This window comes from Pantoea rwandensis, from assembly GCF_000759475.1.
In the GTDB taxonomy this organism is placed as follows: Bacteria; Pseudomonadota; Gammaproteobacteria; order Enterobacterales; family Enterobacteriaceae; genus Pantoea; species Pantoea rwandensis_B.
Map to the genome: position 1 here is coordinate 3,859,130 of NZ_CP009454.1, position 13,904 is coordinate 3,873,033.

General features: G+C 51.4%; 8 protein-coding genes, 2 tRNA genes and 3 rRNA genes. 4 read left to right on the forward strand and 9 right to left on the reverse strand.

Going from position 1 to position 13,904, the window contains the following annotated elements:
* The first annotated feature begins 67 nt into the window (after positions 1-67).
* Entirely contained in the window at positions 68-1,438 is a 1,371-nt protein-coding gene (gene mltD / locus LH22_RS17770) for a murein transglycosylase D (RefSeq protein WP_034825415.1), read from the forward strand.
* A 113-nt stretch (positions 1,439-1,551) separates the two neighbouring features.
* On the opposite strand, the gene LH22_RS17775 is transcribed toward mltD, so the two are convergent.
* Positions 1,552-2,355 carry an endonuclease/exonuclease/phosphatase family protein gene (locus LH22_RS17775; protein ID WP_038648861.1) on the reverse strand — a complete coding sequence of 268 codons (804 nt, stop codon included), beginning with the start codon at positions 2,353-2,355 and terminating at the stop codon, positions 1,552-1,554.
* A 180-nt stretch (positions 2,356-2,535) separates the two neighbouring features.
* Positions 2,536-3,714, reverse strand: coding sequence for an MFS transporter (locus tag LH22_RS17780; protein ID WP_038648863.1), 1,179 nt, complete (start codon positions 3,712-3,714; stop codon positions 2,536-2,538).
* Between the two features lie 100 nt (positions 3,715-3,814).
* Between LH22_RS17780 and yafC the strand changes: the two genes are divergently transcribed.
* A complete protein-coding gene (gene yafC, locus LH22_RS17785; RefSeq protein WP_038648866.1) occupies positions 3,815-4,723 on the forward strand; it encodes a DNA-binding transcriptional regulator YafC in 909 nt (302 codons plus the stop codon).
* Between the two features lie 12 nt (positions 4,724-4,735).
* Here the strand turns inward: yafC and dkgB are convergent, their stop codons facing one another.
* From dkgB to gmhB, 7 genes are all read right to left on the reverse strand, one after another.
* Positions 4,736-5,539, reverse strand: coding sequence for a 2,5-didehydrogluconate reductase DkgB (gene dkgB / locus LH22_RS17790; protein WP_038648869.1), 804 nt, complete (start codon positions 5,537-5,539; stop codon positions 4,736-4,738).
* A 170-nt stretch (positions 5,540-5,709) separates the two neighbouring features.
* Positions 5,710-5,786: transfer RNA gene (locus LH22_RS17795), tRNA-Asp, on the reverse strand.
* 102 nt (positions 5,787-5,888) lie between these two features.
* Positions 5,889-6,004: ribosomal RNA gene (gene rrf / locus LH22_RS17800) — 5S ribosomal RNA — on the reverse strand.
* Positions 6,005-6,233: 229 nt separating this feature from the next.
* Positions 6,234-9,140, reverse strand: a 23S ribosomal RNA gene (locus LH22_RS17805).
* Positions 9,141-9,354: 214 nt separating this feature from the next.
* Positions 9,355-9,429, reverse strand: a tRNA-Glu gene (locus tag LH22_RS17810).
* Positions 9,430-9,518: 89 nt separating this feature from the next.
* Positions 9,519-11,058 (reverse strand): 16S ribosomal RNA (locus LH22_RS17815).
* Together the 16S, 23S and 5S rRNA genes with 2 tRNA genes alongside form the textbook arrangement of a ribosomal RNA operon.
* A gap of 408 nt (positions 11,059-11,466) precedes the next feature.
* Positions 11,467-12,027: a D-glycero-beta-D-manno-heptose 1,7-bisphosphate 7-phosphatase gene (gmhB, locus tag LH22_RS17820; RefSeq protein WP_038648872.1), complete on the reverse strand. Its 561-nt coding sequence runs from the start codon at positions 12,025-12,027 to the stop codon at positions 11,467-11,469.
* Between the two features lie 188 nt (positions 12,028-12,215).
* Between gmhB and metN the strand changes: the two genes are divergently transcribed.
* Both metN and LH22_RS17830 read left to right on the forward strand, forming a co-directional pair.
* Entirely contained in the window at positions 12,216-13,247 is a 1,032-nt protein-coding gene (gene metN, locus LH22_RS17825) for a methionine ABC transporter ATP-binding protein MetN (RefSeq protein ID WP_038648875.1), read from the forward strand.
* A complete protein-coding gene (locus tag LH22_RS17830) occupies positions 13,240-13,893 on the forward strand; it encodes a methionine ABC transporter permease MetI (RefSeq protein WP_034829428.1) in 654 nt (217 codons plus the stop codon). Before metN ends, LH22_RS17830 begins: the two co-directional genes overlap by 8 nt.
* Positions 13,894-13,904 lie beyond the last annotated feature (11 nt).

A 13,904-nucleotide genomic window follows, 5' to 3' on the forward strand; every position in this document is an offset into this window, starting at 1 on the left:
TAAGGTTGTGTTGTGTGTACCCCTAACGTATAGTTGCTCGTCTTTTAAGCGAACTATTGACACACACATGAAGGCTAAAGCGATATTACTCGCCTCGGTCTTGCTGGTAGGATGTCAGGCATCAAGGAATGACGCCAATATCCCCGTACAGCATGCACAGAGCCTGTCTTCAGCTGGTCAAGGTGAAAATGGAAAGTACGGAGATCAATTATTATCGCAGCGCTGGCAGGATGATGGAACAAGCCTCGCAGAAGATACCGATCTCTGGAATCACATTAGTGACGAGTTGAAGATGGGGATTCCGGAAAACCCCCGGATCCGCGAACAAAAAACAAAGTTTTTAAAAAATAAGAGCTATCTCCACGATGTAACATTACGGGCAGAGCCGTACATGTACTGGATTGTCGAGCAGATACAGAAACGTAAAATGCCGATGGAACTGGTACTGCTACCCATAGTGGAGAGCGCTTTTGACCCACATGCAACATCTTCTGCGAATGCCGCTGGCATCTGGCAGATTGTTGCACAAACGGGCAAAAACTATGGTTTGAAACAGAACCAATGGTATGACGGACGCCGCGATGTGGTGGCCTCGACCAAAGTTGCGCTGGATATGATGCAGCGTCTGAACGGTATGTTTGACGGTGACTGGTTGTTAACAGTGGCCGCCTATAACAGCGGTGAAGGACGAGTGCTGAAAGCGATAAAACAGAATAAGGCGCGCGGCAAGCCGACTGATTTCTGGCACTTATCGTTACCACGCGAAACTACGGTCTATGTACCTAAGATGTTGGCCTTGAGTGAAATCCTCAAGAACAACAAGCAGTACGGTATCAAGTTGCCGACTCCAAACGAAAGCCGTGCTTTAGCACGTGTTGAAGTGGGGCAGCAAATTGAACTGACGCAGGCCGCAGATATGGCCGGTATGTCGCTCAACAAGTTGAAGAGCTTCAACGCCGGTTATAAAAATGGCACCACTGCGCCAAACGGACCGCACTATATTATGGTGCCTAAGTCCAACGTTGCTAAGCTGCGCAATTCACTGGCATCCGGTGACATTGCATCCGTGCAGCCTGTTGAAATGGCGAAAGTCAGTGCAGCAGGAAACAACTATACGGTACGCAAAGGCGACACCTTGTCGGCAATTGCTAACAAGCTTGGCGTTAGCGTCAGTGCACTGAAACAGCAGAACAACCTGCGCAGCGCTTCAGTTCGCATCGGTCAGAAGTTGACTGTTGGCGGCAAAGCAACGCAGTTGGCTGATAACGGCAACAGCATCACCTACCGTGTACGTAAGGGTGATTCTTTTGCCAGTATTGCAAAACGTCATGGTGTGAACACCCAGGATGTTATGCGCTGGAACAGTGACGCTAAAGACATTCAGCCGGGCGACAAGCTCACGCTGTTTGTGAAGAATAGCGCAACACCTGATACCTAATACGTCGAAAAGGCTGACTTTTGTCAGCCTTTTTCATTTTCTGCCGTCCACAACCCTTCTCGCCGACACCCTTCAGCTCATTCTTTAGTCAGTTGTCAGACAGTATGCGTATGTTAACGCCCGATGGGATACGTTGAATTGAACTCAACCAGCAGTGGATTGTGATCTGAAGCGCGCGTGACCAGCACAGAAGCCTCGCTGACTTTCATATCCCGGTAGAAGACAAAATCTAAAGGACGACCAAACGCTTTACGGCGATGGTCATCCGTGAAATTCACTTCCTGCAATGTCATCTCTTCAGCAAAGCGATACAGCGCGTTCATGCGCTGGCGGCTCCAGGCGTTGAAATCGCCGGCCATGATCACCGGTCCGCGGTGGTGTTGAATCTGTTCGCCAATCGGCCCGAGTTGCTTGCTGTAGACATCCACGCCAAGGCTGAAATTCACCGCGTGGATGTTGACCACCATCAGCATCTCGCCAGTCGGCAGTGGATAGGCCGTCACCAGCGCCGACTTAGCCAGGCGTAACAAAGGTTCGCGTTCACGCAATGGACAGCAATACACAGGATGCGCAGAAGCCAGCGTCATCACGCCCGAAGGGTGCTGAGGTAAGACGAAGGCAGGTACCTGATCGGCCGCCAGATAGTTACTGGTGGCGAATTTGACCAGTTCAGGGGTGGTTTGTGCTTCCTGGAGTAAAACCAGGTGAGCATCTTTGCCGAAACCTTGCAGCACGGACATCCAGTCTGCCCGCTGCTGCTTGAAGATATTCCACACTAAAACCCGCAAGGCAGGATCCGCAGGTAACGGTGCACCAGGCGGCAGCGCCTGCCCCAGATGCAACATCGCCCCAGGCGGGAATATCCGCTCCGCAGGCTGACCCGCTGTATAACGCATTGCATAAGTTTTCTTTCGCACTTTCCCGCCTGGCTGATTTACGACTACAACTTCACCTGACAGTTATAGGGATTTTAGGGCAGGGTTTCAATTGGCGTTGTTGATTGTCGGAATTAGCTTCACAGCAAAGTGAAGCTAATTCCCCTACTTGCTGGATATCCCACTTTCGGGGTTCACTTCATCTGGCGATTTTTAGTGGCCCTACTCCGCCGCTAATTCTGCACGCGACTTGTCAAGTTGACCGCTCAAACGTACCAGTAATAGCGCGAAAAACACGATTACTGCACCGACCCAAGGCGTTTGAGCCAACCCGTAGTGCTCAACGATATGCCCTCCTACTAATGAGCCCAGCGCGATACCAATGTTAAACGCCGCAATATTCAGACCTGAAGCCACGTCCACTGCACCAGGCGCGTAGGATTCTGCTTTTTGCACCACATAAACCTGTAACCCCGGCACGTTAGCAAAAGCAAAGATTCCCATCACCAACACTGTCACCAACGCCATATAGTGCGAACTGGCGGTAAACTGAAACAGCAGCAACAATACGGCCAACGCAGCAAATATCAGCGTTAATGCAGACACTGCGCCATGACTGTCGGCCAGTTTGCCGCCCCAAATATTACCGATAGCCACGGAAATACCGTATCCCAGCAAAATGACACTCACTGCGGAAGGTGAGAACCCAGCCAGCGACTGCATCATCGGCGCCAGAAAAGTGAATGCCGTGAATACGCCGCCATAGCCCAGCGCCGTGATGGTATAAATGAGCAGCAGGCGAGGATTGACCATCACACGAGCTTGTTGTGCCAGCGTGGTAACAGGGGGTTGCGCAATATTACGCGGCACCAGAATCATACTGCTGACCAATGCAATGGCACCCAACAGCGAAACCGCAAGGAAACTTTCACGCCAGCCAAAGTGCTGACCAATCAAGGTGCCCAGAGGTACGCCCGTGACCAGTGCTACGGTTAAACCACCGAACATAATGGCGATGGCACTCGCCGCTTTTTCTTTGCTGACCAGGCTCGTAGCAATCGTCGACCCAACAGAAAAGAAGACGCCATGTGCCAGCCCCGTTAACAAACGCGCAATCACCAGCGTCTCATAGTTGGGAGCTAACCATGCCACCAGGTTACCTGCTGTGAAGAGCACCATGAGACCCATGAGCAACTGCTTACGCGGCAGCTTTCCAGTTAACGCGGTCAGTACAGGTGCGCCGATCGCGACACCCAGCGCATAGATAGAAACCAGCATACCTGCTGAAGGCAGTGTGATGCTGAGCTGTTCTGCAATGGTAGGGATCAGACCCACGATAACAAATTCGGTGGTTCCGATAGCGAAGGCGCTGATGGTCAGCGCCCAGAGTGCAAGTGGCATGATTAACTCCCAGGAATGTTTTGATGGGCGTGATTATCGACTCATGCTTTAATGACAAAAAGGTGCAAAGTAACAATAGACTTTTGCTGTGGAGAGCATAATGAAAGCGTCATCCGAGGAGTTAAAAGTCTTTATTGCCGTGGTCGAAAGCGGCAGTTTTAGCCGAGCCGCCGAGCAATTACAGATGGCCAATTCAGCCGTTAGCCGCACAGTAAAAAAGCTTGAGAATAAATTGGGTGTGGCATTGCTGACGCGCACAACGCGCCAACTCGCACTGACACACGAAGGTGAACACTACTTCCGACGCGTGCAAAAACTGATGCAGGAGATGTCTACTGCCGAGAATGAGTTGACGGAGCGTCAGCAAGCACCAAAAGGGGTCCTGCGCATCGATGCCGCTACACCGGTCATCCTGCATTTGATTCTTCCCATGATTAAGCCCTTTCGTGAGCGCTATCCTGACGTTAGCCTGTCGCTGATTTCATCTGAGAGTTTTATCAATCTGATTGAACGTAAGGTCGACGTGGCCATTCGCGCAGGCAACCTGACAGACTCAACTTTGCGGGCGCGCTTACTGTTTATTAGTTATCGTAAACTGGTAGCGACCCCGGCATATTTAGCGAAATATGGCGTACCTACTTCCACAACCGATCTTGCTCACCATGAATGCCTTGGCTTTGTTGAACCATTGCGTTTAAACCGCTGGCCAATTTCTGATAATGGCCGCGATCTCTATGACATTGAGCCGGGAATGTCCTCGAATAGTGGTGAAACTATCAAACAACTGTGCCTTGATGATCAGGGCATCGCTTGCCTGTCCGATTACATGGTCGATAGCGAAATTGCGGATGGAACCTTTATTGAGATATTGGCAGAACAGCGCGTGCCCGTTGAAATGCCTTTTAATGCGGTTTATTACAGCGATCTGGGAGTGAGTCAGCGCGTACGCGTCTTTATCGACTTTCTCAGTGAATGGGTTAATCATCAGCCCTGGCGAATGCAGGGCTGATAAAAATCTGACTTAATCCCAGTCTGGTGCAAGGCCTTCAGGACTCACCAGTCTCTGCTGGCGATCCAGGGCCGCGATTTGCGCCATATCTTCCGCATCAAGCTCAACGCGAGCAGCCTCAATGTTACTGGCAAGGTTTTCACGCTTGGTTGATGAAGGAATAACGGCATAGCCTGATTGCATCGCCCAACTCAGCACAACTTGTGCAGGCGTTGCCTGATGCTTTTGTGCAATATCCTGAATCGTGCCATCCTTCAATGCTTCACCGTAAGCCAGCGTCATATAAGACGTAATATGTATCCCCTGCTGTTTTGCAAACTCGACGACCTCTCGGTTCTGCAGGAAAGGATGCAGCTCAATTTGGTTGGTTGCGATATTTTCGATACCCACCGCTTCAATTGCCTCTTTCATTAGCGCAATTGGGAAGTTTGAGATTCCAATTTGTCGTGTCAGGCCCATCTCTTTAGCGGTCATTAATGCCTGCATGCTCTCCTTCACTGAGACCGCAGCACCGGAAGATGGCCAGTGAATCAGAGTAAGATCGACATAGTCAGAACGTAGTTTTGACAGGCTCTGCTGCAAACTCGGTATCAGTTTTTCTGCTGAGAGGTTTTCGATCCAAATCTTGGTGGTAATAAACAGTTGATCACGCGCTATGCCACTTTCAGCGATGGCCTGGCCAACAGCAGCCTCATTTTCATAGATTTGCGCGGTGTCGATGGCACGATAACCCAGTTCCAGTGCGGTCTTTACGGAATGAATTACAACATCGTCTTGCAGGCGGAAGGTACCTAAACCAAAGGCAGGGATTGTCATGTTTTCCTCATCGTTTTGTGAATGATTTCGATGAGGAGCATTGTGGCAGCATTATTATTGCTGAAAAATCCGCTTATAAGCAGAAGAATATTGCAATTAAATCAACAATTGAGCTTGAATTTTAGACATGAAAAAGCCCTGACTTATTAAGTCAGGGCTTATCAATTAAGTGGCGGAACGGACGGGGCTCGAACCCGCGACCCCCTGCGTGACAGGCAGGTATTCTAACCAACTGAACTACCGCTCCACCGATTCTGTACCAAAATCAGAAAATCGTTCTGAATCTGGGTGTTTCACCCTTTCAGCGTCACTTGAAAGGTCACGACTCACGAATGAGTCTTAAATTGATGCCTGGCAGTTCCCTACTCTCGCATGGGGAGACCCCACACTACCATCGGCGCTACGGCGTTTCACTTCTGAGTTCGGCATGGGGTCAGGTGGGACCACCGCGCTACAGCCGCCAGGCAAATCTTGGTGCCATGTCCTGTGTCTTTTGTGCTGATGCTGCGTTGCTCTCCCTCGCGTAACTCAGTCACATACTTCAGTATGCTCCTTCGTTCCGTCTCGGTCGGCGCCTTGCCTCAGCGCAAAATCCTTCGGACTTAAGTCCGCAGGACATCGCTAATTCTTTTATCCGGATGAATCAAGCTGAAAATCTACTTCTGCGTCTCTTCAAAAACGCCTCTGGCGTTGTAAGGTTAAGCCTCACGGGTCATTAGTACCGGTTAGCTCAATGCATCGCTGCACTTACACATCCGGCCTATCAACGTCGTCGTCTTCAACGTCCCTTCAGGACTCTCTGGGAGTCAGGGAGAACTCATCTCGGGGCAAGTTTCGTGCTTAGATGCTTTCAGCACTTATCTTTTCCGCACTTAGCTACCGGGCAATGCCATTGGCATGACAACCCGAACACCAGTGGTGCGTTCACTCCGGTCCTCTCGTACTAGGAGCAACCCCCCTCAATTCTCCAGCGCCCACGGCAGATAGGGACCGAACTGTCTCACGACGTTCTAAACCCAGCTCGCGTACCACTTTAAACGGCGAACAGCCGTACCCTTGGGACCTACTTCAGCCCCAGGATGTGATGAGCCGACATCGAGGTGCCAAACACCGCCGTCGATATGAACTCTTGGGCGGTATCAGCCTGTTATCCCCGGAGTACCTTTTATCCGTTGAGCGATGGCCCTTCCATTCAGAACCACCGGATCACTATGACCTGCTTTCGCACCTGCTCGAGCCGTCACTCTCGCAGTCAAGCTGGCTTATGCCATTGCACTAACCTCCTGATGTCCGACCAGGATTAGCCAACCTTCGTGCTCCTCCGTTACTCTTTGGGAGGAGACCGCCCCAGTCAAACTACCCACCAGACACTGTCCGCAGCCCGGATCACGGGCCTACGTTAGAACATCAAACATTAAAGGGTGGTATTTCAAGGTTGGCTCCACGCAGACTGGCGTCCACGCTTCAAAGCCTCCCACCTATCCTACACATCAAGGCTCAATGTTCAGTGTCAAGCTATAGTAAAGGTTCACGGGGTCTTTCCGTCTTGCCGCGGGTACACTGCATCTTCACAGCGATTTCAATTTCACTGAGTCTCGGGTGGAGACAGCCTGGCCATCATTACGCCATTCGTGCAGGTCGGAACTTACCCGACAAGGAATTTCGCTACCTTAGGACCGTTATAGTTACGGCCGCCGTTTACCGGGGCTTCGATCAAGAGCTTCTCCTTGCGGATAACCCCATCAATTAACCTTCCGGCACCGGGCAGGCGTCACACCGTATACGTCCACTTTCGTGTTTGCACAGTGCTGTGTTTTTAATAAACAGTTGCAGCCAGCTGGTATCTTCGACTGGCTTCAGCTCGGGGAGCAAGTCCCTTCACCTACGCGCCAGCGTGCCTTCTCCCGAAGTTACGGCACCATTTTGCCTAGTTCCTTCACCCGAGTTCTCTCAAGCGCCTTGGTATTCTCTACCTGACCACCTGTGTCGGTTTGGGGTACGATTTCGTGTTACCTGGAGCTTAGAGGCTTTTCCTGGAAGCAGGGCATCAGTTACTTCACCACCGTAGTGACTCGTCATCACACCTCAGCGTTAAAAAGAGTCCGGATTTACCTAAACTCTCCGCCTACATGCTTAAACCGGGACAACCGTCGCCCGGATAACCTAGCCTTCTCCGTCCCCCCTTCGCAGTAACACCAAGTGCAGGAATATTAACCTGCTTCCCATCGACTACGCTTTTCAGCCTCGCCTTAGGGGTCGACTCACCCTGCTCCGATTAACGTTGAACAGGAACCCTTGGTCTTCCGGCGAGCGGGCTTTTCACCCGCTTTATCGTTACTTATGTCAGCATTCGCACTTCTGATACCTCCAGCAAACCTCACAGTTCACCTTCAACGGCTTACAGAACGCTCCCCTACCCAACAACACATAGTGTCGCTGCCGCAGCTTCGGTGCATGGTTTAGCCCCGTTACATCTTCCGCGCAGGCCGACTCGACCAGTGAGCTATTACGCTTTCTTTAAATGATGGCTGCTTCTAAGCCAACATCCTGGCTGTCTGTGCCTTCCCACATCGTTTCCCACTTAACCATGGCTTTGGGACCTTAGCTGGCGGTCTGGGTTGTTTCCCTCTTCACGACGGACGTTAGCACCCGCCGTGTGTCTCCCGTGATAACATTCTCCGGTATTCGCAGTTTGCATCGGGTTGGTAAGCCGGGATGGCCCCCTAGCCGAAACAGTGCTCTACCCCCGGAGATGAGTTCACGAGGCGCTACCTAAATAGCTTTCGGGGAGAACCAGCTATCTCCCGGTTTGATTGGCCTTTCACCCCCAGCCACAAGTCATCCGCTAATTTTTCAACATTAGTCGGTTCGGTCCTCCAGTTAGTGTTACCCAACCTTCAACCTGCCCATGGCTAGATCACCGGGTTTCGGGTCTATACCCTGCAACTTAACGCCCAGTTAAGACTCGGTTTCCCTGCGGCTCCCCTATACGGTTAACCTTGCTACAGAATATAAGTCGCTGACCCATTATACAAAAGGTACGCAGTCACCTGACAAATCAGGCTCCCACTGCTTGTACGTACACGGTTTCAGGTTCTGTTTCACTCCCCTCGCCGGGGTTCTTTTCGCCTTTCCCTCACGGTACTGGTTCACTATCGGTCAGTCAGGAGTATTTAGCCTTGGAGGATGGTCCCCCCATATTCAGACAGGATACCACGTGTCCCGCCCTACTCTTCGAACTCACAGTATGTGCATTTTTGTGTACGGGAGTATCACCCTGTACCCTGCGACTTTCCAGACGCTTCCACTAATGCACAAACTGATTCAGGTTCTGGGCTGTTCCCCGTTCGCTCGCCGCTACTGGGGGAATCTCGGTTGATTTCTTTTCCTCTGGGTACTTAGATGTTTCAGTTCCCCAGGTTCGCCTCGCAACACTATGTATTCATGTTGCGATGATGCACAGAGTGCACCGGGTTTCCCCATTCGGACATCGTCGGCTGTAGCGGTTCATATCACCTTACCGACGCTTTACGCAGATTAGCACGTCCTTCATCGCCTCTGACTGCCAGGGCATCCACCGTGTACGCTTAGTCGCTTAACCTCACAACCCACAGGCGTTTTGCAACGCATGCAGACTGCAAGCATTTGAGAGACTCGAACACATCGTTTATTCATTCTTATTACGGAGAATGAACGCGACGTGTCGTTTCAATTTTCAGCTTGTTCCGGATTGTTAAAGAGCAAATATCTCAAACGCAGCTCGTAAGCTGGTTTTGAGATACTGTGGAGACACCTTTCACCTGTCACCAAGCAAGTGGCGTCCCCTAGGGGATTCGAACCCCTGTTGCCGCCGTGAAAGGGCGGAGTCCTAACCGCTAGACGAAGGGGACACGATAGTGTCACGACTTCGCAGCCGTCTTGCTCATTACTTTTCTATCAGACAATCTGTGTGAGCACTGCGCGGGAAGGTATCTTCAGGTAAGGAGGTGATCCAACCGCAGGTTCCCCTACGGTTACCTTGTTACGACTTCACCCCAGTCATGAATCACAAAGTGGTAAGCGCCCTCCCGAAGGTTAAGCTACCTACTTCTTTTGCAACCCACTCCCATGGTGTGACGGGCGGTGTGTACAAGGCCCGGGAACGTATTCACCGTAGCATTCTGATCTACGATTACTAGCGATTCCGACTTCATGGAGTCGAGTTGCAGACTCCAATCCGGACTACGACGCACTTTATGAGGTCCGCTTGCTCTCGCGAGGTCGCTTCTCTTTGTATGCGCCATTGTAGCACGTGTGTAGCCCTACTCGTAAGGGCCATGATGACTTGACGTCATCCCCACCTTCCTCCAGTTTATCACTGGCAGTCTCCTTTGAGTTCCCGGCCGGACCGCTGGCAACAAAGGATAAGGGTTGCGCTCGTTGCGGGACTTAACCCAACATTTCACAACACGAGCTGACGACAGCCATGCAGCACCTGTCTCAGCGTTCCCGAAGGCACTAAGGTATCTCTACCGAATTCGCTGGATGTCAAGAGTAGGTAAGGTTCTTCGCGTTGCATCGAATTAAACCACATGCTCCACCGCTTGTGCGGGCCCCCGTCAATTCATTTGAGTTTTAACCTTGCGGCCGTACTCCCCAGGCGGTCGACTTAACGCGTTAGCTCCGGAAGCCACGCCTCAAGGGCACAACCTCCAAGTCGACATCGTTTACGGCGTGGACTACCAGGGTATCTAATCCTGTTTGCTCCCCACGCTTTCGCACCTGAGCGTCAGTCTTTGTCCAGGGGGCCGCCTTCGCCACCGGTATTCCTCCAGATCTCTACGCATTTCACCGCTACACCTGGAATTCTACCCCCCTCTACAAGACTCTAGCCTGCCAGTTTCGAATGCAGTTCCCAGGTTAAGCCCGGGGATTTCACATCCGACTTGACAGACCGCCTGCGTGCGCTTTACGCCCAGTAATTCCGATTAACGCTTGCACCCTCCGTATTACCGCGGCTGCTGGCACGGAGTTAGCCGGTGCTTCTTCTGCGGGTAACGTCAATCGCCAAGGTTATTAACCTTAACGCCTTCCTCCCCGCTGAAAGTACTTTACAACCCGAAGGCCTTCTTCATACACGCGGCATGGCTGCATCAGGCTTGCGCCCATTGTGCAATATTCCCCACTGCTGCCTCCCGTAGGAGTCTGGACCGTGTCTCAGTTCCAGTGTGGCTGGTCATCCTCTCAGACCAGCTAGGGATCGTCGCCTAGGTGAGCCATTACCCCACCTACTAGCTAATCCCATCTGGGCACATCCGATGGTGTGAGGCCCGAAGGTCCCCCACTTTGGTCCGAAGACGTTATGCGGTATTAGCTACCGTTTCCAGTAGTTATCCCCCTCCATCGGGCAGTTTCCCAGACATTACTCACCCGTCCGCCACTCGTCACCCAAGAGCAAGCTCTCTGTGCTACCGTTCGACTTGCATGTGTTAGGCCTGCCGCCAGCGTTCAATCTGAGCCATGATCAAACTCTTCAATTTAAGTTTGATTTGCTGCAACAAGTGCAGCGATGCTCATCTGTAAAACGTCATAATGAATTTCATTATGTGTTCACTCGTGAGACTTGATATTTATTACGTCCGGAGACGTTGATATCAATCCTGCGAGTGCCCACACAGATTGTCTGATAAATTGTTAAAGAGCGGTGCAATCAGCGCCTTAAGCTGCTGTTGCGAGGTGGCGTATATTACGCTTTCCTCCTTCAGAGTCAAACACTTTTTTTAGCGTTTTTTCTCCGGCGGGATGAATCACTTCACTCCCTGCTGAGCCGTCTGCGTTGCCGCTTTGCCGTCTCAGTGGTGGCGCATTATAGGCAGGTTCTGAGGAAGCGCAAGGGCAATTTTCAAGTTTTTATTCGTTCGCTTGAAAATTGCACAAAACCGCCTGAATCAGCCCTTTTTAATGCGTCCAGGCAGCTCTGACAGGCTATTAAGCACCCAATCTGCTGCATTTTCCCCTTCAGCGGTGACCGGCTTACCCGTACGCACCAGCACTTTCGTGCCCACACCTGCTGCTGCTGCTGCCTGCATATCTTCTATTTTGTCACCGACCATATAAGAAGCAGCCATATCGATATTCAGATGCTTCTGCGCAGAGAGCAGCATACCCGGCTGCGGCTTACGGCAATCACATACCTGGCGATACTCTTCAACTGTTGCATCTGGCAGATGAGGACAGAAATAGATGCCATCAAGATCGACATCACGATCCGCCAGAGACCAATCCATCCATTCGGTGAGCTGCATAAACTGGTCTTCGGTAAACATGCCACGCGCAATACCGGACTGGTTGGTCACCAGGACCAGCGCGAAGCCCATCTTCTTTAGCGCCTGCAACGCTTCAATGGTGCCATCGATGAATTCAAAATTATCGATTTCGTGAACATAACCATGATCGACATTCAGGGTGCCATCACGATCTAGAAAAATAGCGGGGACTTTGTTCGACACGTAGAAACTCCTGCTGCAAATAATGCCGCACAGTATCGCATGATTGCATATATAGAGAGAATGGCAGATTGAATGACTTCGATTGATTTAGCCGTCTGGATGCCTTAACATCCATCCAAATTTCACGCAGCGCGATCGCGTGAAACCCGATACACCACGGACAATGCAACACGATAACTATTAAACTAATGATTAAACTCGAAAACATAACCAAAGTGTTCCAGCAAGGTTCACGCACCATTCAGGCGCTTTCCAACGTCAGCCTGCACGTGCCTGCTGGACAGATTTATGGCGTCATCGGTGCTTCCGGAGCCGGTAAAAGTACGCTTATACGCTGCGTTAACTTGCTTGAGCGTCCAACATCAGGACGCGTGCTGGTTGATGGTCAGGATTTGACTGCCCTCTCCTCCTCAAAACTGACGCTGGCACGCCGTCAGATTGGCATGATTTTCCAGCACTTCAATCTTATGAACTCACGTACCGTCGCCGGTAACGTTGCGCTGCCGCTCGAATTAGGCAACTTATCACGTGAGCAGATCAAAAACCGCGTGACTGAACTGCTGGAGTTAGTTGGGCTGGCAGATAAGCACGACAGCTGGCCTGCGAATCTTTCCGGTGGGCAAAAACAGCGTGTGGCGATTGCGCGTGCGCTGGCCACTAATCCAAAAGTTTTGTTGTGTGATGAAGCCACCAGCGCCCTTGACCCAGCAACCACACGTTCCATCTTAGAATTATTAAAAGACATCAACCGCCGTCTGGGGATCACTATTCTGCTGATCACTCATGAGATGGATGTGGTGAAACGCATCTGCGACCAGGTTGCTGTAATCAGTAATGGCGAACTGATTGAAAAAGACAGCGTCAGTGAAGTGTTCTCACATCCTAAAACGCCACTGGCCCAGCAATTCATTCAATCGACGCTGCATCTGGATATCCCAGACGATTACCAGCAACGTATGACACCGCAAGCCACAGCTGAAAGCGTCCCGCTGTTGCGTCTGGAGTTCACCGGCAAATCAGTAGATGCGCCGCTGCTTTCAGAAGCTGCTCGTCGCTTCAATGTGAATAACAACATCATCAGTGCCCAGATGGATTATGCCGGCGGCGTTAAGTTCGGCATCATGCTGGCCGAGATGGATGGCAGTGAAACAGATACACAGGCAGCGATTGCCTGGCTGAAAGAAAATCATGTGAAAGTAGAGGTACTGGGTTATGTCTGAAGCGATGCTGTGGTTACTGACGCGTGGCGTCTGGGAAACGCTGATGATGACCTTCGTCTCTGGTTTCTTTGGTTTTGTACTCGGCCTGCCCGTCGGCGTGCTGCTGTATGTCACTCGCCCAGGGCAAATTCTGGCCAATGGCACACTCTATCGCGTGCTCTCAGCGGTGGTGAATATCTTCCGTTCAATCCCCTTCATTATATTGCTGGTGTGGATGATTCCTTTCACGCGCATGATTGTCGGCACCTCCATTGGTTTGCAGGCCGCTATCGTGCCATTGACAGTGGGTGCCGCTCCCTTTATTGCGCGTATGGTTGAGAATGCGCTGTTAGAGCTGCCAACCGGTTTGATTGAAGCCTCACGCGCGATGGGCGCTACTCCCCTGCAGATCGTACGTAAAGTGCTACTACCTGAAGCCCTGCCGGGTCTGGTAAATGCCGCTACAATTACTCTGATTACGCTGGTCGGCTACTCCGCGATGGGCGGCGCGGTCGGCGCAGGTGGCTTGGGTCAGATTGGCTATCAGTATGGGTACATTGGCTATAACGCCACTGTGATGAATACCGTGCTGATTTTGCTGGTTGTTCTGGTGTATCTCATTCAATTCTGTGGCGACCGCATTGTCCGTGCTGTGTCACATAAATAAGTAAACAACAT